The 22,916-nt window shown below is 45.3% G+C and carries 19 protein-coding genes; 10 read left to right on the top strand and 9 right to left on the bottom strand.

Annotated features, from left to right (window positions below):
- Positions 1–45: 45 nt before the first annotated feature.
- The gene (locus DV872_RS04075) at positions 46–2,073 is read right to left on the bottom strand and encodes a sensor histidine kinase (protein WP_147283093.1); all 2,028 of its coding nucleotides are present in this window, start codon (positions 2,071–2,073) and stop codon (positions 46–48) included.
- Between the two features lie 89 nt (positions 2,074–2,162).
- On the opposite strand from DV872_RS04075, the gene DV872_RS04070 reads away from it, so the two are divergent.
- The gene (locus tag DV872_RS04070; protein WP_114628568.1) at positions 2,163–3,485 is read left to right on the top strand and encodes a UDP-glucose/GDP-mannose dehydrogenase family protein; all 1,323 of its coding nucleotides are present in this window, start codon (positions 2,163–2,165) and stop codon (positions 3,483–3,485) included.
- A gap of 58 nt (positions 3,486–3,543) precedes the next feature.
- Here the strand turns inward: DV872_RS04070 and DV872_RS04065 are convergent, their stop codons facing one another.
- Both DV872_RS04065 and DV872_RS04060 read right to left on the bottom strand, forming a co-directional pair.
- On the bottom strand, positions 3,544–5,487 hold the full coding sequence (locus tag DV872_RS04065; protein ID WP_114628567.1) for an ABC-F family ATP-binding cassette domain-containing protein: 1,944 nt from the start codon (positions 5,485–5,487) through the stop codon (positions 3,544–3,546).
- Positions 5,488–5,547: 60 nt separating this feature from the next.
- The gene (locus DV872_RS04060) at positions 5,548–6,921 is read right to left on the bottom strand and encodes an SH3 domain-containing protein (RefSeq protein ID WP_114628566.1); all 1,374 of its coding nucleotides are present in this window, start codon (positions 6,919–6,921) and stop codon (positions 5,548–5,550) included.
- A 107-nt stretch (positions 6,922–7,028) separates the two neighbouring features.
- Between DV872_RS04060 and DV872_RS04055 the strand changes: the two genes are divergently transcribed.
- The 3 genes from DV872_RS04055 to DV872_RS04045 all read left to right on the top strand — a co-directional run bounded on the left by DV872_RS04055 (position 7,029) and on the right by DV872_RS04045 (position 11,351).
- Entirely contained in the window at positions 7,029–8,144 is a 1,116-nt protein-coding gene (locus DV872_RS04055; protein WP_114628565.1) for an ROK family protein, read from the top strand.
- Positions 8,145–8,234: 90 nt separating this feature from the next.
- Entirely contained in the window at positions 8,235–10,343 is a 2,109-nt protein-coding gene (locus tag DV872_RS04050) for an ankyrin repeat domain-containing protein (protein ID WP_114628564.1), read from the top strand.
- A gap of 540 nt (positions 10,344–10,883) precedes the next feature.
- Positions 10,884–11,351, top strand: coding sequence for a toxin-antitoxin system HicB family antitoxin (locus DV872_RS04045; protein WP_114628563.1), 468 nt, complete (start codon positions 10,884–10,886; stop codon positions 11,349–11,351).
- Positions 11,352–11,355: 4 nt separating this feature from the next.
- Here the strand turns inward: DV872_RS04045 and galU are convergent, their stop codons facing one another.
- Together galU and DV872_RS04035 are read right to left on the bottom strand one after the other, a co-directional pair.
- Entirely contained in the window at positions 11,356–12,282 is a 927-nt protein-coding gene (gene galU, locus DV872_RS04040) for a UTP--glucose-1-phosphate uridylyltransferase GalU (protein WP_199563423.1), read from the bottom strand.
- Positions 12,283–12,310: 28 nt separating this feature from the next.
- Complete coding sequence (locus DV872_RS04035) at positions 12,311–13,312, bottom strand: mevalonate kinase (protein ID WP_114628609.1); 1,002 nt, start codon at positions 13,310–13,312, stop codon at positions 12,311–12,313.
- An 84-nt stretch (positions 13,313–13,396) separates the two neighbouring features.
- Here DV872_RS04035 and DV872_RS04030 point away from each other — a divergent pair, with 84 nt between their 5' ends.
- Positions 13,397–13,582, top strand: a complete 186-nt coding sequence (locus DV872_RS04030) for a hypothetical protein (RefSeq protein ID WP_114628562.1) — start codon at positions 13,397–13,399, stop codon at positions 13,580–13,582.
- 7 nt (positions 13,583–13,589) lie between these two features.
- Here DV872_RS04030 and DV872_RS04025 read toward each other — a convergent pair whose 3' ends face one another.
- Together DV872_RS04025 and asd are read right to left on the bottom strand one after the other, a co-directional pair.
- Entirely contained in the window at positions 13,590–14,252 is a 663-nt protein-coding gene (locus DV872_RS04025; protein ID WP_114628561.1) for an outer membrane beta-barrel protein, read from the bottom strand.
- A gap of 78 nt (positions 14,253–14,330) precedes the next feature.
- On the bottom strand, positions 14,331–15,452 hold the full coding sequence (gene asd / locus DV872_RS04020; RefSeq protein WP_114628560.1) for an aspartate-semialdehyde dehydrogenase: 1,122 nt from the start codon (positions 15,450–15,452) through the stop codon (positions 14,331–14,333).
- A gap of 436 nt (positions 15,453–15,888) precedes the next feature.
- Between asd and DV872_RS04010 the strand changes: the two genes are divergently transcribed.
- From DV872_RS04010 to DV872_RS03995, 4 genes are all read left to right on the top strand, one after another.
- On the top strand, positions 15,889–17,601 hold the full coding sequence (locus DV872_RS04010) for an AMP-binding protein (protein WP_114628558.1): 1,713 nt from the start codon (positions 15,889–15,891) through the stop codon (positions 17,599–17,601).
- Positions 17,602–17,778: 177 nt separating this feature from the next.
- Complete coding sequence (locus DV872_RS04005) at positions 17,779–18,168, top strand: STAS domain-containing protein (RefSeq protein ID WP_114628557.1); 390 nt, start codon at positions 17,779–17,781, stop codon at positions 18,166–18,168.
- On the top strand, positions 18,168–18,788 hold the full coding sequence (locus DV872_RS04000) for a response regulator (protein ID WP_114628556.1): 621 nt from the start codon (positions 18,168–18,170) through the stop codon (positions 18,786–18,788). The genes DV872_RS04005 and DV872_RS04000 overlap by 1 nt, the downstream gene beginning before the upstream one ends.
- A gap of 24 nt (positions 18,789–18,812) precedes the next feature.
- A complete protein-coding gene (locus DV872_RS03995; protein WP_114628555.1) occupies positions 18,813–19,457 on the top strand; it encodes an ion channel in 645 nt (214 codons plus the stop codon).
- Between the two features lie 217 nt (positions 19,458–19,674).
- Here DV872_RS03995 and DV872_RS03990 read toward each other — a convergent pair whose 3' ends face one another.
- Both DV872_RS03990 and DV872_RS03985 read right to left on the bottom strand, forming a co-directional pair.
- Positions 19,675–20,979, bottom strand: coding sequence for a Y-family DNA polymerase (locus DV872_RS03990; RefSeq protein ID WP_158546821.1), 1,305 nt, complete (start codon positions 20,977–20,979; stop codon positions 19,675–19,677).
- Positions 20,976–21,458 carry a LexA family transcriptional regulator gene (locus DV872_RS03985; protein WP_114628608.1) on the bottom strand — a complete coding sequence of 161 codons (483 nt, stop codon included), beginning with the start codon at positions 21,456–21,458 and terminating at the stop codon, positions 20,976–20,978. Before DV872_RS03985 ends, DV872_RS03990 begins: the two co-directional genes overlap by 4 nt.
- A 58-nt stretch (positions 21,459–21,516) precedes the next feature.
- Here DV872_RS03985 and DV872_RS03980 point away from each other — a divergent pair, with 58 nt between their 5' ends.
- A complete protein-coding gene (locus tag DV872_RS03980; RefSeq protein ID WP_114628553.1) occupies positions 21,517–22,914 on the top strand; it encodes an MATE family efflux transporter in 1,398 nt (465 codons plus the stop codon).
- Positions 22,915–22,916 lie beyond the last annotated feature (2 nt).

Raw genomic sequence — 22,916 nt, 5'->3', positions numbered from 1 at the left:
AATCTATTTACTATAATTAAATCTCTAAAAATATGGGAAAAAATATCAGCCCTTGTCTATAGGTCTGTTAATGGGAAAGTATATGCGGAAGCATACACCCTCGTGGTCAGAGCCCTCTTCGGCAGGCATGAACTCAACGGCACCGCCCAGTTTTTCGTTCACAGTTTTGAAAATAATAAAAAGGCCCAGTCCGGTTTTCCCTTCGCTGCGGCTGCTTGTGGTAAAAGGCTCAAACATGTGGTCCTTTAAGTCCCGGGGGATGCCTTTTCCGTTATCTCTGTATTCAATCATTCCACTTTGCCCTTCAAGTTCGGTCAGGGTAATTGTGATTTTTTTGTTTTTTGATTTTTCATCATAACCATGAACCAGGCTGTTTAGGAGAAGGTTGTTCATTACATGATAGAAACTGCCCGGGTAGGAGCGGATGTTGATGGCATCTCCCGAGAGAGAAATTTTAATATTTTGATGATTGAACTGCATGATATGGGTTCTGATAATCTCTTCAAGGTATTCCAGGAGTTCAAAATCAAGACATTCACCACCGGTCTCATCAAAGGAGAGGTTTTTAAAGCTGTCTATAAGTTTTGCAGTTTTATTCAGATTTTTACTCAGCAGGCTGCTTCCCTGATTAATCCGTTCGATATACTCATCAAGGGCTTCCCTTGTGAGGGTATCGTTCTTCAGTTTAGATTGTAATTTCGAAGTCAGATCAATAATATAACTTGAAGTGGTGATTCCAACACCCAGGGGAGTATTCACTTCATGGGCTACCCCCGTTACAAGGGAACCAAGAGCGGCCAGCCTCTCTTTCTGGATCATCTGTTTCTGTGTGTTCTGTAACTTCTCCATGGCGTCTTCAAGTGATTGATTGCTGATCTTCAAGTCTCTGGTTCTGTTCTCAACTTTTTCATTGAGAGTCTCATTCAGGCTGTACAGAGCTGCTTCGCCGGCTTTCCTTTTCTGTATGTTTGCCTGGAGAAAAAATATAAGGATAAGGAGAAAAATAAAGGTTATCAGAATGATTGTTGTTTCCCAGTGGTACTGATAAAAAAGGGTTTCCGGGAGGTTTATGACTATACTGTTGCGGGGAAGCTCATCCATCCGGATTGAGTTAGTAAGCAGTTTCTCAAAATCGAACATATATTGATGGGGTGTTTCCCATATGATAGGGATAGAATCGGCATCCTCACCGCTGAGAATCCGTTTGGCCATAAGACCTGCTTCCCGTCCCTGTTCAATTGCGCTCACGATATATCCGCCGACGATGCCATAGGGGAACTGGAAATCCCAGGCACCGAAGACAGGTGCATTTGCGGCATTTCCTATCATCCCGTTACTGTGGTTGTACTCAAAGTACTCATCCTGATTATCCCTTTGAAACAGGATGTTGTAGATAATAAAATCATCTCCCAGGAGTTCCAGATCTCTCACAAGTTCTTTCATTGAGATATCAGACCAAATTTCTATCTGTTCGAATTCCTTTTCAAAATCGGGCATGGCTTTGTCCAGAGCTTTCCTTATTCCCAGTCCTGTAGCAGTCTGATCCAGAATACAGATGAGATTTTTTCTTTCGGGAAAAAGATTGCGCATCAGTTCCAGGGTTTTCTGGAAATCAATTTCTTCACTGATCCCGGTGATGTTGTGGATACCGGCAAGACTGTCGGTATTCACAGAATTGACTCCCGTAAATACAACAGGGATATCTCCGTAAATCTCTTCTCTATAAAGTTTCATGAATTCAAAGGCATTGTTGTCTGCTGCAATAATCAGATCAAAGTCGATAGACTCCGATTTAAACATCAGATAGTTTTTTATTTTCATCAGATATTCGGGGCTGTAGTATTTCTTGGTATCCATATATTCAATATGAACCTGTACTTCATCCTGCAGAATCTCCATAACTCCCCGTCCCAGCTCATCACTCCATTTATAACCCTGATGATAGGATTGAAGGAGCAGTACATTGGGGATTTTATCTCCGGGAGAAAGGGGGGATTCTTCTGTATATATAATTGCGGTAAAAACTGTAATAATTATGAGAACCATGCTGAAAAGTCTGGATGGTGAATACATGACTTTTATTATACACAAAGAATCACACTTGAGTGAAAAAATAAGCCCGGGTGTTGTCAATTTTTCGGCAGGGGTGTAATGTTCCGTTTATGAACATTTCAGTAATCGGAACAGGATACGTCGGACTCGTACAGGGGGTCATACTGGCAGACTTCGGTCTTCAGGTGATCTGTATGGATGTGGATCAGAACAAGATTGATAAACTCAATGCAGGAAAGGTTCCCATTTATGAACCTGGACTCTCAGAGCTGATGCATAAAAATGTGGAAGCCGGACGTTTGTCCTTCACTTCCGATATGAAAAAGGCCGTTGAAACAGCGGATTCAATATTTATTGCTGTAGGAACTCCTCCGGCGGATGACGGTTCTGCAGATCTCCGTTTTGTACTGGCTGTTGCTAAATCTGTGGGAGAGTATTTAAACGGCTATAAAGTTATTGTGGATAAATCCACAGTTCCTGTCGGTACTGCCCGGCTTGTAAAGGAAGCCATTCAGAAAGAACTTGATGCCAGAGCTGTTGATTATGAATTTGATGTGGCTTCCAACCCCGAATTTCTCAGAGAGGGTAAAGCGGTCAATGACTGTCAGAGACCTGACCGTGTTGTTCTGGGAACAGACTCGGAGAGAGCAAAAGATCTTCTGAAGAAGGTTTACAATGTACTCTACATTAACCAAACTCCCTTTCTATTTACTGAGATTGAAACAGCCGAGCTGATTAAATATGCTTCAAACGCCTTTCTGGCGGTGAAAATCTCATTTATCAATGAGATAGCTTTACTCTCGGAAAAAGTCGGAGCCAATGTGCAGGAAGTTGCCAGGGCTATGGGGATGGACGGTAGAATCAGCCCCAAATTTCTCCACGCCGGACCCGGATATGGGGGCAGCTGTTTTCCTAAGGACACCAAGGCTGTTGCAGATATTGCCAAAAAGCACGGGGTAGAGACCCTTGTTATTGAGGCTGCCATCAAAGCTAACGAAAAACAGAAAGCCAAGATGATCGAAAAGATCACTGTCTCCATGGGTGATGTTAAGGATAAAACCATCGCCATTCTGGGGCTCTCTTTCAAACCCGATACAGATGATATGCGTGACGCTCCGGCTCTTACCATTCTGGAAGGTCTGGCCGCACAGGGGGCACAGATCAAAGCATACTGTCCCCAGGGAATCGAAGAGTCCAAGTGGCGTCTTGATCAGATTGATAACCAGATTACCTATTGTCATGATGAGTATGAAGCAGCCAAGAATGCGGATGCCCTTGTGATTATGACCGAGTGGAATCAGTTTCGCGGCATTGATCTGGAAAGAATGAAAAAACTGATGAAAGGGGATTTTCTCTTTGATCTGCGTAATATCTTTGCCAAAGACGAGCAGGTAAGAGAACTCTTCCAGTACAGACCCGTCGGCAGAAGCTGAATTTTTAATAATACTCCCGCTTTTTGAAAGGGGAGCCTCATTTCTTCTTAAAACATTATCAGCCTATAAGGCCCGCCAGTTCTTCGGCGGCTTCTTCCCAGGCCTGTGTCAGTTCATGCTGCTTCCCTTCCAGTTCGGTAATCCTCTGACCAACAGCCTTGGCTTTTGCTGCATTCGAATAGACCTCCGGAGATGCAAGTTTTTCCTGCTCAGCAGTTATTGCTGTCTCACAGACATCCAGTTCCTCCATCAGCTGATCCTCTCTGCGCTCCAGTCTGCGGATATCAGCCTTGAGTTTCTTCTCCTCTTCCCGGCTCAGTTTTGCGGTAGCTGCAGATACCCCTGTCATAGGAGCGGAGCTCTGATCTGAACCAGCGGCTTCAGTGGCCCTTGTCTCTTTTTTCCAGCGATAGTAGGCATAATCACCGTCAAAGTACTCGGCTTTCCCCGGAGTGAGCTCCATAACAGAACCCGCCAGGGCTTCAATGAAATAGCGGTCATGGGAAACAAAGACCAGTGTGCCTTCATAGCTTTTCATGGCCTCTAGAAGAACATCCTTGGATGTCAGGTCAAGGTGATTTGTCGGCTCATCCATTACAAGAAGATTTACCGGTTCCAGAAGAAGCTTCAGCAGAGCCAGCCGGTTTTTTTCACCACCGCTGAGTACTGCACATTTTTTAAAGATATCATCATCTGAAAAAAGAAAGGCTCCCAGCATTCCCCTTAACTTGGGGATAAGCTCAGTGGGGGCATTTGCTTCAAGGGTTTCCAGTACCGACTTGGAAGGATCAAGAACAAGCTCCTGATCCTGACTGAAATATCCGATTTTTACATCCGTTCCCAGTCTCAGACTTCCTGTGTAGTTTTTATCTTCACCGCTGATAATTCTCATCAGTGTTGATTTCCCTGCACCGTTCATCCCTGCCAGGTTCAACCTGTCTCCCTTGGCAATCTCCAGGTTCACATCTTTTAAAACCTGATGATCTCCATAGGATTTACAGACAGCTTCCAGGCTCATTACTTTCCGGCCGGAGTGGGGGGGAGGTGGAAAATGGAAATGCATTCTTTTCATTGATGAGGGGATCTCAATCCTTTCCATTTTCTCCAGCATTTTCACACGACTCTGAGCCTGTGCTCCCTTGGTCGCTGAATAACGGAATCTGCGGATGAAATCCTCTATTCTGGCAATCTCCTCCTGCTGCTGTTTCCAGGCAGCTTCGAGCTGTACCAGTTCCAGTTTCCGTCTGGATTCGTATGCCGAATAGTTTCCCTTGTATATTTTCATTCCACCCTGAAAAAGTTCGGCGGTCTCTTTAGTCACCTTGTCCAGAAAGTAGCGGTCATGGGATACAACCAGCACTCCCCCGGGAAATCTCTGGAGGAAATCCTCCAGCCAGTCCCTGGCCTCCAGATCCAGATAATTGGTGGGTTCATCCAGCAGGAGAATATCGGGCATTTCAAGGAGAATTCGGGCCAGGGCAATACGCATCTGCCATCCGCCAGAAAAGCTGGAGGTTTCACGCTCCATATCTTCGGCCAGAAAACCAAGTCCTAAGAGGACCCGGTAGATCATTGCTTCACGCTCATAATAACCGCTTGAAGTTATCTGTTCCTGTATTTCGTGGTGACGCTCAGCCAGGTTATGGATGGTCTTTTCTTCCAGTGAGCTGTCGGCCATACGCTCGGCCAGTTGAACTGCCTCGGTTTCCAGTTCCTGAATATGCAGGTAGGCCTGTTCCACCTCTTCTCTCAGGCTTCTGTCTCTGAAACGCAGGCCCGACTGGGGTAGGTAACCGATCCGGGCATTCCGGCTCTGGGAGCGATCTCCTGTATCTGCGGAGATCTCTCCGCAGATTACTTTCATAAAGGTGGTTTTACCGCTTCCGTTGGCACCGGCCAGGGCAACCCTGGAGGAGTGGGAGAGATTGAGGTGAATATTTTTCAGGATGTCTCTGTCCCCGAAGGCCAGAGATACTCCGCTTAACTGTACAAATGCACTCATTTATTGGATTCCATTTTTATATAGGGTTTTTTCATTGCTTATTCTAAAAAATTGCTGGTTTCAGCCAGCTCCTTCAAGGGGTTCTTCCGCCGAGGGAGTCTCAGACTCTTCTGATTCCCCTTCCAGGGGCAGCAGCTCGGAGATCTTGTCGGGGAAAGTAAAGAACATCTGAATAGGGCTGAAGAACTGATCGTTTGTGACAATCCTTTCAATAATATAACGCTCATCCACATAGAGCAGACTTGCCCCTGCATCTCTCATGGTATAGAGAAAGTCTGCGGTCTCACCGCTTTCAAAGTTAAAAGTAATCACTCCGTCATATCGGCTGCGTATCTGATCGGAAGGAAAGTTTCTGAAGCTCACATAGCCGCTGTTGCCGGCACTTACAGTCAGAACCTGCTGGCTTATAAGAGAAGACTTCTCTATCCAGGTAAAACGCCCTGCATTTTCAAATAATATTGTGCCGTAAGCCTGGCTGCTCATCTCCGGACCCCTGTCTATAAAATCCTGAAGCATGGCTGTACGGCGCTCTTTCTCTCTACTGATAGTGGTATTTACATCTTCAGGAAGTTTAATAAAGGCCTGGCTGATCTCCAGTCCGTCATATTTGAACTGAACGGAAATGAAATACTCGGAGTTTATGGTTATACGGAAACTGGTGCCTGAAAAATCGTAGCGGTTTGCTCCGATACGGGTCACTTTATCAAAGGTTTCTGTTACTTCTTTATCTATGGTCTTGAGGCTTATGGTCATGTTTTCCAGGTCCGCATACAGGCCGTAATCCGGTCTGAAAAGAGCCAGGTCAATCTGACGGCGACTGATCATACCCTGATATGTATCGGGACGCCAGGCAGTTCCGAAAAAGGAATCCAGCAGAGGGTCACTCGTATCTTTCTGGTTCTGTACGATCATTTCCTGCTGGTCATTCAGGCTGTATACGGTTAAAAGTGCGTCAAAAACATACCCTTCCACTCCATCATCACTTAATACTGTGTACCAGAAGCCATCAAATCGGCCCACTTTTTCTTTTTCACCCCGGCCCAGAATCTTAATTTCCTGACCCTCCCGCAGCTTGTATATCCTCTCGCTGGAGGTACTGGCTTCTTCCCTCATGGGCAGGCCCTGTTTGTTGGAGTAGGCAAATACATGGATATATTCTTCATAAGAGGACGCAAACTTTTCGGCATCTGAAGATTTCTCAAAGAAGCGGACTCTCCATACAGGGATCTCAAAGCGGTCTTTTGTATCTTTCACCTCAAGAATATAGCTCTCTCTAATTCTTGATTCCTTAAGAATCTTAGTTAAAACACCGGTGTTCAGGCCGTCCTGATCGGACCACATGATTACACCGTAACCCAGTTTTCGTGAGCAGGACATGGTGGAAATCATCAATATAATTAGCAGAACAAGGAGTCCGCCTCTGTTTTTTTTCATTGTTAAACCTCTAAAAAGGGAGTTATTTACAGTCAGAGGCCAGTGTAGCCCAAGATGCTGAAATTGTCTATTTCCCTGCTTCTCTGCAGAGGCTATAATAACTGACTATGAATGCAGACAAATATTATGCGGCTCTTGATATCGGAGCCGGACGAGGCGCAAAAATAGCCTTTTTTTCATCAGATGGAACTATAGCAAGTGAAACTCTTCTCGGAGTAGAGGACTACAGTCTGGATTTCGATGATTTTTCATCCACTCTGGCCGGCAGAATCAGAAAAGCCGTACCGGATCATGGAAAGATTTTATCAATAGGCATCTCTTCTGCCGGTATCCTCAGTTCTGACGGAGGATTTCAGCTGTTTGCCAACTGTGCCCGCTATAATGGATATAATATCCGTAAGGCAATGGAGGAAAAGTTCAATCTTCCTGTTGCCATTGATAATGATGCCAATACCGGAGCCCTTGCGGAGTGGTCGGTTATCAAAATGGAGCTTTTATACTGGGTCTTTGGTGGAGGCTGGGGTGGTGCCTGGATCAGTGCAGAAGGTGATGTTCTTCATCCCTCCCATGACTGGGACGGCCGTGATTCATCTCTTCATTATACCAATGAGCCCGGTTATGCTATTCCTCTTTCAAAACACAGGCTCAAGCTCCTCTTTCTTGAAGTGGGAGCTTCTTATGAACTCTTTGAAAGGTATCTTTCGGAGGATCCTGACCTTCCCGAATCAGTATTGCTGGGACCCGGTGGGAATCCTGAAAGTCTCAGAGCCGAAGTCATACTTTCGGGTCCCGGACGCTGCCGTCTTTTTCGTGCCCTTGTGGGGGACGATACATTTTATGAACGATTTCTGGATATTCATGAGCTTAAACAGATTAATGATCCCAGTGTAGCGGGTCAGCATATCAGCAAGCTCTCTAATATGAGGGTTGAAACAGCCATCAATACGGACAGGCTTTACGGTAAAATACTTGCCGAAGCGGCCAAAATCATGCTTAGAACAGGGAGCTCTGACGGTTTGAGGGATGATCTTCCCATATTCCTGGGAGGAAAGCCCAGCTATGCTCTGCCTTACTTCGGCCCCTCCTGTCAGCGGGTTCTCGGTAAAATGGGAATTATGAGCTATCTCCGTCCCTCTGTTCTGGATGAGAAGAATTTGAATGCCAATCTTGTGGGTGCCTCGGTCCTTGCTCAAAGGGCTTATGCAATGCGTTCTACGGGCTGATTACAGATCCGGGAATCTTTTTAATGAGAAAAAACCACAGTTCTGTCTTAGAATCAAGAATGTGGTGATATCAGAAATTTGGAGAAATATATGAACAGAAAAAAGAGCATTTTATTTTTAGCAATTATATTATTAATAACACTCATAAGCGGCTGTGCCAGTGTTGAAGTCCGTGCTGCAAAAAAAGGAGATTTAGAATCTCTGCAGGACTTTATTGATAAAGGCGGAGATGTTAATGAGGCTCAGAGAGGTGGAACTACTCTTCTTATGTACGCATCTGAAGCCGGTCAGATTCAGGCAATTAACTTTCTACTTGATAACAGAGCCATCATAAGTCTGAAAGATAATAATGGACGTACAGCTTTTATCTATGCTGTTATCCCCGGGAAACAGGCTGCCGCAGAACTTCTTCTGCAGAGAGGCGCGGATGTGAATGTAACAATCCCCTCAGGTGATTCCGCCCTGACTCTTTCAGCATCTTCCCAGAATCAGGGAATGATGACAATGCTCCTGTCCAACGGTGCCGACCTGAATCATAAGAACAACGGCGGATGGTCTGCACTGACTCTCAGTCTCAGTAAGGATGCTCAGAAACCCTCAGGAATAAATCAGACCAGCAATATTCTGATAGAAAAAGGTGCCGCTCTGGATCGTAGTTCTACGAATGTAAGCAAGGTAGCCTTTACAGCCTCAGCATCGGGTAACAAAGAGGTCCTGAAATATCTGCTGAACAACGGATTTGAGCTGGAAACAAAATCAGATAAAGGGGAAACCCTTCTGTTTACTGCAGTCTCTGCCCAGAAAACAGAAATGGTTCGATTTCTCCTTGATAGGGGAGCCGACTGGTCAGTAAAGGATTCCTCCGGATGGTCAATCCTGATGAAGTCACTGTATAACAGTGCTGTCGCCGGGAAAGGACCGGACACCATTGCTAAACTTCTTATGGAAAAGGGAGCTCGTCCCGAAGCGGCTACTCCCCAGGGTGAAACTACCGGATATAAGGCCGCAGAAACAGGTGCCATTGAGATCCTTAATCTTCTTTTTGATAACGGACTCTCTTATCAAATAAGGGATGCCAAAGGAAACAACCTTCTTATTATCGGTATTGCTCACACTAAGATAGTCAAGTTAATGATAGATAAGGGGGTTCCTGTAGACAGTCGGAACGAGCAGAAATATACCCCTCTGATCATGGCCGCCGCCGGTGGACACAGAGATTCTCTGTCTCTCCTTCTGCAGGCCGGAGCTGAACCGGACCTGAAGGATGCCAGCGGACAGACCGCTCTCTTATATGCTGCCGGATCTTCAGATGTTGAAATGGTTCGAAAACTGCTGATTGCCGGAGCTTCCCCCCATAGTACAGATAAATCCGGAAATACGGCTCTGCACAAAGCAGCTGCAAAAGGTACTCCTGAAACTGTCCGTCTGCTGCTGACCTCCGGAATATATGTAGATTCTGCAAATGCAGATGGTGATACCCCATATATTCTCACACAGAAAAATCAGAAACACGGTGCAGCAATAAGAGAAATCCTGGCAGTGGCCGGAGCCAAAGTTCCAGTTCAGGAAGTGCAGGCAACTCCTGCTCCTCCAGCTAAAATAGCAGTCGAGCCTGAGACTGAAACTCAGACGGCCCCTGCAGTGGTTCCAGTTCCAAAACCTGCTACATCCAAGTCTGAACCGTCCCTCTTTGAAGAACCTGCGGCTACGGAAAAGCAGCCTTCTCCCCCAAGTACTCCTGCAGCTGTACCGGCAACCCCCACTGAGACAGCCCCTGTAGCAGATCCAACTCCTGTTGCAGAACCAACCCCCGTTCCGAAGCCTGCTCCACCTGCAGAACCCGAACCCGCCGTTCAGCCCGATTTGGCCGTTCGTTTCGGCTGGCCCTCTATCAATCCTTCAGCCGTAAGAGGCTGGAACAACAGTGATAAAATGACCGGAAAGGCTACACTGCAAATCGGCTACAGCTCAGAATCCTCCTGGTTTTATGAATACACCATGGACATCCCCAGGAAAGGTGTAAACGCCGACCGTTATGAAGCGGATCTTGATTTCGGTAATAGAACACTGGATGCCTGCAAAGCTGTTTTGACCATTCATACTAAAAAGGGTTATGCCCTGGTCAGTGAGCTTACTGCTCGTCCAGATCTTGATGGTAAAATGATTCTGTATTTTGAGAGTTTTAAATACAAAAAATAGAAATGTAATGATGTGGCCTAAGGGGTAATCAATTGTTTAGCTCTTAGGCCTCTCTGACTCTTTTGCCAGTTGGAGTTTAAGTCATCCTGGAAGTAACCCGCCCCGCTGATCCGGCTGGTCGCCAGGCAGGCAGGGAGCATCTCCACTGCAATCCCTCTTCGCCATTCGGTAAAATATAAAAACTTTGAATCAACAGATTACTTCTCGCAGTGATTAAAAGCAAAGGGATAGGAGGGCCTGGAAAGTGATATCACATACGATATCAGAATTGCCCGCATTCGAATGAGGCTGAAAGTGATATCACATATGATATCAGAATTGCCCGCATTCGAATGAGTCTGAAAGTGATATCACATACGATATCAGAATTGCCCGCATTCAAATGAGGCTGAAAGTGATATCACATATGATATCAGAATTGGCCGAATTCGAATGAGTCTGAAAGTGATATCACATATGATATCAGAATTGCCCGCATTCGAAAGAGGCTGAAAGTGCATGAAGGCCTGAGTATCTCATATTTTATTGAGGAGTAAATAAATGTCTGTTGATCTTCATCATAGTTATACAGTTAGAATCTACTGGTCTAAAGATATATTCTGTTATGAAGCAAGTTGCGTCGAAATCCCTTCTATACACGTCCAGGGGACAGACCGAAACTCGGTGCTTGATGCAGTAGATTCTCAGATTGAAGCAATAATTAAAAACTCCCTAAGCTCCAGGAGCGCTTTGAACGAGGCAGTTGCTGATAAAAGATACAGGGGTAAAATTCCATTGAGAATCGCACCTGCAATTCATCAGTCTCTTGCCAGGTTATCAGCTGAGGAGGGTATTTCTATGAACTGTCTTATTGGAAGTATTATTGAAACTAACCTGAGAAGTACAGGTCGGGAGGAGCATTGTTTGTTCCGGCTCGAATATGATGTTAAGGAGTTAAAAGTCATTAATAATAAGCTGTATAATGAGGTATACAGCTTATTACATACCTTGAGAGAAAATAAGATTTAACTGGTCAGTCCAGATCCAGATTTCGCATCCAGTCTTTTAAATCTTCGCCGAATTCCTTATGTCGCATTCCGTAAAGAATACTTGTTTTCAGGAAATCCAGTTTGTTTCCCATATCATGACGGACACCTTTGAATTTAACTCCGAACATTCTCCGTTCGTTAGCACTCTCATTGTTGAAGATAACTTTTCCATCTTCTACCGTACTCTGGCCCAGTATTATTTTTAAGGCATCTGTAAGCTGCACTTCATCATTTTTACCGGGAGGGGTCATTTCTAGAGCACTGAAAATTTCCGGTGGCAGTACGTAGCGGCTGGCTATTACCAGATTGGAAGGGGCTTCTTCCATGGATGGTTTCTCAATAAGTCCATCCAGCTCATACACATTCCCCTCCTGCAGGCTGCCGCTGATTACTCCATAACGGCTCACTTTTTCCATGGGAACCTCTTCCAGGGCCAGCACGGCTTCTTCGTGCTTTTCATATACATCCATCAGCTGTTTGATCACGGGAGGTGCACCGGCAGCTGCCTCCAGTACCGTATCTCCCAGAAGTACTGCAAAGGGTTCGTTCCCTACATGATCTTTTGCACAGCTTATTGCATGGCCCAGACCAAGCTGATCATGCTGCCAGACAAAATGAATGCGGACATCATCGGGTACTGTCTTAATCATTGCCAGTTCTTCGGTTTTGTTTTTCTCACGAAGCTGATATTCAAGTTCGAAATTTCTGGAGAAGTGCTCTTCAACGGATCTTTTTCCCCGACCGATTATCATCAATATATCTTTTATACCGGCATCTACAGCTTCCTGAACTACATACTGTATTGTCGGAGTATCAACCAGAGGCAGCATCTCCTTGGGCTGACTTTTAGTGGCCGGGAGAAATCTTGTACCATATCCTGCTGCGGGTATTACTGCTTTTTTTACCATCATCTGTGGCTCCTTTGTTCTGCTAGTTGTTTCAATGTAAGGTTATTCGGGGGCGTATCACACAGCAGCCCATGGCTTCCAGGGCTGCCTTCAGATGTCTGAAACCCTTTTCTCCATTGCTGATGCCGATAAGTGCACCGCCGGAACCGGTAAATTTGGCACTGGCTCCGGCCTCCCTTGCAGTCTGCACCATCCGGACATGATCAGGGTTCAGGTTCATAATGGAATGACGCAGGTCAAAATTGGCATTGATAATCCGGTCAAGAAGGGCTATTTCTCCTGCTTCCAGAGCAGCCCGGTAATCATCAGTCAGCCGGGCAAAACCCTTCATGGCTTTAATAATTTCTACATCACCGTTTTCCCAGCGGTAGCGTAGATTATTATGAAACAGCTCGGTGCCTTCCGCACTATCCACCTTATATGCGATGTAATAATCCGGGTGAACTACATTATCCAGCCGACTGTATTCGCCATAGCCTCTCTCTTCTATCAGACTTTTTTCAAAATCCATATGAACAATGCCGTTATATGCCTGGGCAACCCTGTCCTGAAGTCCTGCACCGATACCCAGCTCTTCTGTTTCAACCGAGAGCACCAGGGATGCCAGGAGATATTCGGGAATATCCACCTTGTAAAATGCCATGAGCACTCTCATTGATGCTGTAATTATTGCTGATGATCCGGCCAGTCCAAGATGGGCTGGAATATCAGTGTGATAGCGGATTGTGAAGTTACGTCTGTGTAAAGGGATTTCTCTCTTTGAACACCAGAAATGGAATTTTTTTAATGAGGCTTTTATCAGGCGGATGCCTCCGTAATATCCATACTGATCAACATCAGAGGCCATCGTTTCCAGGGAGGAAAATCGGGATTGATCTCTCCTGGCCGGAAGTATTTCCAGCTCCGGGCTGTCGTAAAGAGTCACGTCTGCATGAAAGTTACTGAAAGTGAATGCAATTGTTTTTCCAAAATAGCCGTCAGACGGATTTCCGATAAGGGCGGCCCGGGGATAGGCTCTAGCTTTATGAATCATAAGCAGTATTATCAAGCTGGGGAAAGGCCTTGTCAATTACATTTCCCTGCCTATACTTTATAGCAAATAAAAGAGGCTTGTTTTATGTTTGAACCCTTTAAAATCAGTGGAGATCGGGAGAACGATTATCCTCAGCTTATTGTTCCCATATCTAAAGGGGATGAAGTCCTGGCTGTTCTGGATATTGATAGTCCAGGCTTAAGCCGATTTGATGTTGTTGATGCCATGTGGATGGAACAGGCCGTAGAAATCATTTCCCGTTATTTCTGAATTTTTCTTAAAATTTAATACCACTGCCCAAGAGCAGCTCCAGGGTCTTGAATTCATTAGTACTGCCGTCGGGCAGTGAGTATTCTATTCTTACAGAGGCGGGAATAATCATTCTCATATCCAGAAACCAGGACATCTTTTTTTGTTTTCTGAACTCTAATCCACCACCCAGAACAAAGCCCATGGAAAAAGGCTTCAGATTTTTCATATCCGGTGTGAATCGTTCATTACCGTTGATTTCAATGCTTTGTTCAAGATGAAAGGAGTAGAGAAGTTGAAAACCGCCCAATATTCTGAATGCCTTATTACCCGAATCAAATTTGAAATCATGAGCAAGGGGAAGCATAATCTCTATTGAGTGGACTGTCTGTGTCCTTATGAAATTGTCAAAATCATCTGCCATTGAAGTTCCACGGTTCAGTACATAGTTAAGTTCCGGTGTAAATAATAAGTCCGGTGTCATATCGAATTCTGTAAACACACCTATTCCGACGGTAGGGATAACTTTGTTGAAACTGATGCTTCCGGCCTGGTCCAGAGTTTTGTACCATTCTGATCCTGTTCCACTGCTCAGTCCAAAATTGAAACGGACTCCGTAGTTGAATGCCCACAGAGGGGAGAGGGTAACTGTGGTTAAGAGAATCAATACTAGTTTCTGCCGACGGGTCATCAGAGCCTCCCTTACTATCAGTATAGCAAAGAAAACCCGCCTGAACAGGCGGGTTTTTATATTTTTTAATTTGACTGATTATCCTTCAAGATGATCCAGAGTTATATTCAGCATGCGTCTTACAGGTTCTGCTGCACCCCAGAGGAGCTGGTCACCTACGGTAAATGCTGTCAGATAATCTGGACCCATATTCAGTTTCCTGACTCTTCCTACAGGAACTGTCAGTTTTCCGGATACGGCTGCAGGTGTAAGGCCGGCCAGGGATTCTTCCTTGCTGTTGGGGATGAATTTTACCCAGTCATTGTCATTTTTAATAATATCTTCAATTTCATCCAGCGGCAGATCTTTGGTCATCTTGATGGTCAGTGCCTGGCTGTGACAGCGCATGGAACCGATTCTGACACAGAGTCCGTCAATTGGAATTGCAGGGTCGTTCATAAGAATTTTATTGGTTTCGGCAAATCCTTTCCACTCTTCCTTGGTCATCCCGTTATCCATGGCTTTATCAATCCAGGGGATCAGGCTGCCGGCCAGGGGAGCTCCGAACTGATCTGTCGGAAAATCAGCACTGCGCATTGTTTCGCTTATCTTTTTATCCAGTTCAAGTATGGCGCTGGCGGGATCAAGCATTCTTTCTCCGCTTTTACCCAGTACATCCATCTGTGAGATGAGTTCTTTCATGTTTCTTGCACCGGCTCCGGATGCTGCCTGATAGGTCATGGATGTCATCCATTCTACGAGGTTTTCTTTGAACAGTCCGCCCAGAGCCATCAGCATGAGGCTGACGGTACAGTTTCCACCCACATATGTGGTAATTCCAGACTTTAAGCCGTTGTCTATAACATTCCTGTTCACTGGGTCCAGTACGATAAGACTGTCTTCCTTCATTCTCAGGGTTGAGGCTGCATCGATCCAATAACCTTTCCATCCGGATTTTTTAAGTTCTGGGTATATTTTTTCCGTGTAGGAGCCGCCCTGGCAGGTAATAATTACGTCCTGATTTTTCAATAAATCAATATCAAAGGCATCTGCCAGCGGGGGCAGTTCTCTTCCGAAATCAGGGGCTTTCTGCCCGGCCTGGGATGTGGAGAAAAGCAGAGGCTCCATTGTTTTTCTGGTGAAATCGCCCTCGGACATCATTCTGTCCATCAGCACTGACCCTACCATTCCTCTCCATCCAATAATCCCGACTTTCTTCACGGTTTTCTCCTATTCTCTAGCAGAGTGAGTAACACCAGGATTCTAAATGCTCCCTGGTAGTGTAATCATCACTCTGATGTTTTTTCAGCACAGGGCTGAAGGGTTTTTGAAACTATACGTTTTAAGATAAATACTGTAAATAGGAGAGTTCTTGAAAGGATTTATTCCAGGAACTGGATTTTTTGTGGAATTGACTGTTTTTACGGTAATATGGTTTGAAACATTATATTTCATTCATAATTTCATGATTAGTTTGAATATACTGCACAAAATAGTGGAACTTTACTATTTTTCATACGATGAACATGTACTATTGTGTAAAAAAACTTTGACCATATGCATAATTGCGTTCAAGATGTGAGTGGTTATTCACAATACACTTTTTGAGTGAGTGATGTTAAAATAAAAGTACAAGTTTAAAAATGGAGTTTAATCAATGACATATGAACTAGATAAATACACATTGAGTGATACCTGGTCCAAAAGCCGCGAGGCCTATAAAGATCTGAATTTTCTCGGATATGCCGGAGAAGAGAGTGAGAGTTATGGTCAGGTAGCAAAAAATATTAAAAGAATCCAAAGCTATCTAAAAGATAACGGAGTACAGGTTGGTGACAAGGTTGCTCTGATCAGTGAGAGCCGCCCTGAATGGGGACAGATATATCTGGCCGTTGCAACTATGGGTGCTGTCTCTGTTCCCATCATGCCTGATTTTCCCAAAGAACAAACTCTCAATATAATTGATCATTCAGACTCTGTATTTCTTTTCATTTCCGAGAAAGTTCTGGAAAAAATTGCTGACAGTGCTCCTGCTAAATCCAATAAAATTGTTCTTATCAAAGATGGATTAAAATGCGGTAAAATACTAAAAGATAAAGATTCGGTCAGTTTTGAGGAATCAGGAAATCTGTTGAAGGATGACAGCTTCAAAGAAGATGATCATCTGTATGCTTCTGAAGAAGACGATATTGCAGCAATTCTGTACACATCAGGTACTACTGGTAATTCAAAGGGTGTAATGCTCTCTCATAAAAATATCACTCATAATGCCTATGTCGGAATACCGATTTGCGATGCTAATGAGGGAGATTCATTTTTTTCAGTTCTGCCTCTGGCTCATTCCTATGAATGTACCCTGGGACTCATTCTTCCCATGATAAGCGGAGCTTCGATTCATTACATCAAGGGTGCACCTACTGCAAGAATTATGCTGCCGGCGCTGCAGAAGGTCAGACCCCAGCAAATGCTCACTGTTCCTCTCCTAATTGAAAAAATATATAGAAGCAGTATTGCTCCCAAATTTGCTTCAAAAAAAATATTGAAGGCACTTTATGCCTTCAGACCTACCCGATTTCTTTTGAACCGTTTTGTGGCGGGTAAGAAACTGAAGGCTCTTTTTGGGGGGAATCTGAAATTTTTTGGAGTGGGCGGTGCTCCTCTTGCTCCAGATGTAGAGATGTTTCTCAGGGATGCGAAATTTCCATATTCTGTAGGTTATGGTTTGACAGAAACAGCGCCCTGTCTGGCAGGAGATACACCTGCCCTTTCAGTCTATAGAGCCATTGGCAAACCCTTTACCGATGTTCAGCTCAGAGTTGCTGATATCAACCCCGAGACCGGGGATGGTGAAATTCAGGCGACGGGACCCAATATTATGCTTGGTTATTACAAGGATGAAGAGAAGACCGCCGAAGTCTTTACTGAAGACGGCTGGTTTAAGACTGGAGACCTTGGATATCTGGATAAGAATAATGTCCTTTTTGTCAAAGGCCGTCTGAAAAATATGATTCTAGGACCCAACGGAGAGAATATTTATCCCGAGGAGATCGAGGCTGTGTTAAACAGAGACCCTTTTGTTCAGGAATCTCTTGTTGCAAGAATCGGTAATACCCTGGTAGGAAGGGTCCAACTCAATTCTGATAAACTTGATGATTTTTTTAAAAATTTGAAGGGAAAACCTGAAGAGCTGAATAAAATCAGAGAAGAGACTCTGGAGAAGATCAGACAGACTGCCAACAGCAGCCTCAATACCCTGAGCCGTCTGGGGAAAATGATTGAGCAGGAGGAGCCTTTTGAAAAGACTCCTTCTATGAAGATTAAAAGATTTCTTTATACATCACTCAAAAAAAAACCTGATACACATAAGTAGAAGATCTGAAGAGACAGGGAATCTGCAAGCAGTACAGCATTTGGTTGTACTGCTTTTTTTTTGACTCATAATGTCATATTTGATAAGAGCACTCTCTTATGTTACAATTATGCAGCTGGTACAAAGTTGTCAGTTAAGAATAAATTGGTCAGTTTAGATTAAAGGAGTAATTCTGTAATGTTGGATTTCAGCACATTAAACCGTCTAAATGATAATCAGGAAGGTTTGACTGTACAGTGCTCCATGAATGATCAGTTCGATCCACCTGCTGCTGTTGTGTCTCTTAAAGGATATCTTGACCATAGCAATTCAATAGAATTCGCAGATGCGGTTATGGACTTTTTCGGTTCTGACTGGGAAGATAATCCTTTTATCCTTGATCTGAGTGAGCTGCAGTATATTTCATCAAGCGGTATCGGAACATTCACCACAATACGTGTTCAGGCAGATCATAAAAACAGTCCTTTCTACCTCCTTAAGATGGATACGAAAGTCCGAGGTGTTTTTGATCAGCTCGGGTTTTCAGACTTTTTTAATATTATCGAAGATCTGGGGAGTATCGGCTGATGAAGGGGCGGGGGAGTATCTTTCATGATATGCGCTCGTCTTTGAACGGTGTCATCTGTATGGGAAGTCTTCTTGAAGAGACTGAGCTGACAGATGAGCAGATCGATATTCTTAAATACATGCTTTTATCAGCTGAAAAGACCCTGACTCTCATTAATGAATTTCAGAATAAGACAGTGGACAACGATTCTTCAAGGGGAAGCAGCAGTGTCAATGAAGAGGTCACCCCCCCAGGGAATAGTACTATAGAGCAAAATAAGACATTTTCAGTCCTTGTTGCTGAAGATGACTATGTGAGTCGCCTCTATCTGACAACCCTGCTCAGAAGGCAGAACTGGCATATCGATGAGGCCTGTGACGGCCTGGAAGCGCTGGAGCTTTTTGAGAAAAATAACTATCAGCTGATTCTTATGGATGTGAGTATGCCCGGTGTTGACGGCATACAGGCAGCTCAGAAAATCCGCAGTAAAAATAAAGATATTCCTATTCTGGCTATTACGGCACACGGTGAAAGTGAGCTGCAGGAAGACTTTATACAGGCCGGAATGAGCGATGTTCTCAGAAAACCGATTCATGATGAATTTCTTCTCAGTAAAATAAGATCACTTTGCTCTGTATGACAGCTTATACAGCAGGGAGTCCTGATGCTTCATAAATCCAGATTTCGTTCTCTTACTATTGTTTTGATTATTAACTTTGTCATACGTTATCTGCTGGTTGGGCAGACATCGGTTCAGAAGTTTTTTGGGGCTTTTCTGTATACTGTTATTGCTCTGGCTCTTGTCTGGGCGTATAGAAAAGAGAGACACCGACTTACGATCCTTCTGCTGCTCAATTTTATTATGACTGTTTTTAGATGGATCAATTTTTTTATAGAAAGTAATATTATCTATATATGCATCCTTATATCGGCTGTGCTCTTTTTTATGGCACTGGTTCAGAGTCTGTTCAGGAGTCTTGTCAGCTCACATGATGTGGATGCGGATACCCTCTATGGATCGGTTGCCATCTATCTTCTTATGGGAAATCTCTGGAACTCATTTTATTCCATTATCCTCTATTTCGATCCCCAGGCCTTTTATACGGCTCATGGAGACTTGGATCTTCTCTATTTCAGCTTTGTGACCCTGGTAAGTCTCGGCTATGGTGATATCGTTCCTGTGAGTGAGTTAGCCCGCCTTGCTGCTACATCTGAAGGCATTGTGGGAACCTTATACGTGGCCATTGTTATCTCGAGGGTTGTGGGATTATATGTCTCTGAAAAAGGATCTCTGAGAAGGGAGCAGTAACACTCCATTTATAAAAAACAGAAGCTGTCACAACGTAACAGCTTCTGAAATGGAGAAAGTAAAATGAAAAAATCTTAACTAACCCTGATTGTTAGGTTCATTACCTTGATAACAACAACGATTAGTTTATGTTACAGAATATAAAGAACTTATGTGTGAATCCTGTGATCATCTTATGGCCGTTTTCTGAATAGTAAACAAATATAGGGTGAAGTCTTTATGATTGTTCGGCTTTCAGGGGAGTCGGCAGCGGAGCTCCTGACCGGACAACAGGGATATCCTTCCACTTTGTTGTGTAGCAGGGAGACAGGTACTGCCTTTTCATCTGCCAGCAGCTTTCAGGCCGCAGGGGCATGCAGTGAAGTGTATGTCTGCCATAGCGGTTGTTTATATGATCCACCGCCTCCATTACCGCCGTTGATCTGTCATCCTTACTGTAAAAAAGATCCATCTGTTCCTCTCCCGTCTGTTCGATTTCACTGAGAAAAACGGATATTTTTTTGTAGCGGAAACCCGGACGGTAGAGCTTTTCCAGCTGTCTGCGGACAACGGCCACTATGGAGGGGGGATAATTCATGGGGAAACTGAGCTGTTCTGTTATTCCCCGGGCATATTGTCTGTCTGATTCCCTGAAGGGATTGGTCATGACCGAGGTATGGATTACCCGGCATGAGGAGCCCTGAGCCCGCATCTTTGCCGCGGCCCCCGAGGCGTAATCCGCACCGGCCTCCAGAATGTCCTCTTTTTCGGTCACGGGAAATGAGAAGCTCCGGGATGTCATTATTCCCTGTTTAGGGGAGGGTGTCTCTTCAAGGGTGAAACTGGGTCTGCCCCGGAGTTCCCAGAGGGTCTTGAGGCCTACCAGGGTCATCTCTTTTTTTACCCAGCTCTCCTCCTGAGCCATAAGGTCGGCGGCGCTGATAATTCCCCGGCTGTGAAGCTTGCGGGCATACTGTCTGCCGATGCCCCATATCTTCCCCACATCAGTGGCCTCCAGAATTTCCGGCCACTCTTCCTCTGCAGGGAAGCAGACTCCCCCGGGGATATTTTTAGCCCTTTTTCCGGCTATTTTAGCCAGAGTCTTGGTTGAGCCTATACCGACTGAAACGGGGATGCCCAGCCAGTTATATACTCTTTCACAAATTCGGCTGGCCTGGTTCAGGAGTTCTTCACGACTCCCCTGGAGTATAAGAAAGGCCTCGTCGATGGAGTAGACTTCCAGCTGAGGGGTGAATCCTTCCAGAATATCCATGACCCGGCGGGAGAGGTCGTCATAGAGGGTGTAGTTTGAGGAAAACACCGCCGCTCCTGCCTGTTTCAGCTGTTTCTGCACCTTGAACAGGGGCACCCCCCGGGGAATGTTCATCTCCTTAGCCTCCCGGCTCATGGCTACAAGACAGCCATCATTATTGGACAGTACAACCACAGGCCTGCCTGTCAGATCCGGGCGGAACACCCTTTCACAGGAGGCGTAGAAGCTGTTGCAGTCCACCAGGGCTGTCATCTTTCTATTCCTGTTCACCCTGTTTTCCCCGGCAGGAAGTTGTGAATTACATAGGTAACTACCCCCCATACCTGGAATTCCATCTCCAGTTCTATACGCACCGGATCGTAGGAGGGGTTACCGGGACAGAGCCAGAGGCGGCCCTCTTTTTTTACCAGTTTCTTGACGGTGAACTCTCCGTAGAGAATGGCTACCACAATCATATTGCTCCGGGGAGTGATGCTGCGGTCCACAATCAGCAGATCACCGCTTTGGATGCCCTCATCCACCATAGAGTCGCCTTCCACCCGGACAGTGAAGCTGGCGGCAGGGTTCTGTATCAGGTAGCTGTTAAAATCCAGCACATCTTCTTTATAGTCTGCGGCGGGGGAGGGAAAGCCTGCCTTGATCAGGTCTCCGTAGCAGGGCACTCCTTCTGCACTGTGTTCGGGAGGCCTCCATTTTTCCGGTCTGTCCAGAGTCGGAGCGTATTCTTCAATTTTAAAACAACTATTCATATGTATAGTATAATCCCTCAAGTGGAAACCCGTCAATTCCGGTAGAGTGACTTTTTCCATGACAAAAGGGTTTCTCTTCTGTAGAATGCCCCTCATGCTCAGAGAAAAATTATCTCTCCTGAAAAACAGCCGTACCCTACGTCCTCTTCTGAAGATCGCTGTACCGGTTATGCTGGCCAACGGAGCCGAAACTGTCTATAACCTGACGGACAGCTGGTTTCTCGGACGTCTGGGCCCCAGGGAAGTTTCAGGACCTTCCATTGCATTCAACTTCATCATGCTTATTATTCTGGCGGGTCTGGGAATCTCTGCCGCAGGGACCACTCTTATTTCCCGGGCTGTGGGACAGAAAAATCTGAAAAAAGCGGAGTTCTTCCTGGGGCAAGTTGCAGGACTTCTTATTTTTACATCTTTTATCCTGGCTGTTGCCGGATGGTTTCTGTCGGAGCCATTTTTGCGGCTGCTTCAGACTCCGGATGAGCTTTTTTCCCTGACTGCCTCCTATCTGAAGATTATCTGTCTGGGAGTTCCCTTTATGTATGGGTTTTTCATTATGCAGAGCGCCATGGAGGGGACGGGTAATACAGTAGCGGCCCTCAGGATTCAGCTGCTGGCAACGGCGGTGAATATTCCTCTGGATGCTGTGCTGATTTTCGGTGTCGGTCCTTTTCCCGCACTGGGTGTGGAGGGTGCCGCCCTGGCTACGGTTTTCTCCAGGATGATCGCAGCTGCTACAGGTATAATAATTCTCCTTCGGGGACGGCAGGGAATCAGGCTGTATCCGAAGTATATGCTCTATGACAGGAAATCCATGACTCTTCTGGTCAGAGTCGCACTGCCCTCATCCCTCTCTCAGATGGGCTCTTCTCTGGGATTTACCGTTCTTCACGGCATTGTAAACTCCTTCGGCACTCCGGTGATTGCCGCCTTCGGTATTGTTAACAGAATTCAGTCTCTTTTTTATATGCCGGCACAGGGGCTTGCCCGGGGTACAACAAGTCTGGTGGGACAGTCTCTGGGGGCCGATGATGCCCCCAGGGCGGCTTCTACAGTCAGGACTGGTACTATTCTCTCACTTCTTTATATTATCCCGGGTATGGTGTTCTGTTTTTTTTACGGATCTTTGTTCATCCGCTTCTTTGTGGATGATCCGGAGGTTATATTTGAAGGAGCCCGGCTCTTCCGCATTATGTCGCCATCTGTTATAGTTTTTGCTGTGTTCATGATTTTAGCCGGTGCTTTTCAGGGTGCCGGTGATACACGTTCGCTGATGCTTATGCATCTGGGACGTCTGTGGGCTCTGCGTCTGCCCCTTGCCTGGTTTATGGCCTTTTTTCTTGGATGGGGAATCATAGGTGTCTGGTATGCCATAAGTGTTTCCAACCTGATTATTACCATCATAGGAGTCTTCCGTTTCAAAAGTGGACGCTGGGCCTATGCTCTTAAGGGAGTGTAGAA

This window comes from Oceanispirochaeta sp. M1, from assembly GCF_003346715.1.
GTDB lineage: Bacteria > Spirochaetota > Spirochaetia > DSM-2461 > DSM-2461 > Oceanispirochaeta.
The sequence above is the reverse complement of the archived record's forward strand: the minus strand, read 5'-3'. Positions and strand labels throughout refer to the sequence as shown.

Coding starts and splice junctions, on each gene's coding strand:
- DV872_RS03995 (WP_114628555.1), top strand. CDS start 18,813: ATGCTTCATAAATCCAGATTTCGTTCTCTTACTATTGTTTTGATTATT.
- DV872_RS04050 (WP_114628564.1), top strand. CDS start 8,235: ATGAACAGAAAAAAGAGCATTTTATTTTTAGCAATTATATTATTAATA.
- DV872_RS04070 (WP_114628568.1), top strand. CDS start 2,163: ATGAACATTTCAGTAATCGGAACAGGATACGTCGGACTCGTACAGGGG.
- DV872_RS03985 (WP_114628608.1), bottom strand. CDS start 21,458: ATGAATAGTTGTTTTAAAATTGAAGAATACGCTCCGACTCTGGACAGA.
- DV872_RS04055 (WP_114628565.1), top strand. CDS start 7,029: ATGAATGCAGACAAATATTATGCGGCTCTTGATATCGGAGCCGGACGA.
- DV872_RS03980 (WP_114628553.1), top strand. CDS start 21,517: ATGACAAAAGGGTTTCTCTTCTGTAGAATGCCCCTCATGCTCAGAGAA.
- DV872_RS04065 (WP_114628567.1), bottom strand. CDS start 5,487: ATGAGTGCATTTGTACAGTTAAGCGGAGTATCTCTGGCCTTCGGGGAC.
- galU (WP_199563423.1), bottom strand. CDS start 12,282: ATGATGGTAAAAAAAGCAGTAATACCCGCAGCAGGATATGGTACAAGA.
- DV872_RS04000 (WP_114628556.1), top strand. CDS start 18,168: ATGAAGGGGCGGGGGAGTATCTTTCATGATATGCGCTCGTCTTTGAAC.
- DV872_RS04035 (WP_114628609.1), bottom strand. CDS start 13,312: ATGATTCATAAAGCTAGAGCCTATCCCCGGGCCGCCCTTATCGGAAAT.
- DV872_RS04060 (WP_114628566.1), bottom strand. CDS start 6,921: ATGAAAAAAAACAGAGGCGGACTCCTTGTTCTGCTAATTATATTGATG.
- DV872_RS04010 (WP_114628558.1), top strand. CDS start 15,889: ATGACATATGAACTAGATAAATACACATTGAGTGATACCTGGTCCAAA.
- DV872_RS04025 (WP_114628561.1), bottom strand. CDS start 14,252: ATGACCCGTCGGCAGAAACTAGTATTGATTCTCTTAACCACAGTTACC.
- DV872_RS04045 (WP_114628563.1), top strand. CDS start 10,884: ATGTCTGTTGATCTTCATCATAGTTATACAGTTAGAATCTACTGGTCT.
- DV872_RS04005 (WP_114628557.1), top strand. CDS start 17,779: ATGTTGGATTTCAGCACATTAAACCGTCTAAATGATAATCAGGAAGGT.
- DV872_RS04075 (WP_147283093.1), bottom strand. CDS start 2,073: ATGTATTCACCATCCAGACTTTTCAGCATGGTTCTCATAATTATTACA.
- DV872_RS04030 (WP_114628562.1), top strand. CDS start 13,397: ATGTTTGAACCCTTTAAAATCAGTGGAGATCGGGAGAACGATTATCCT.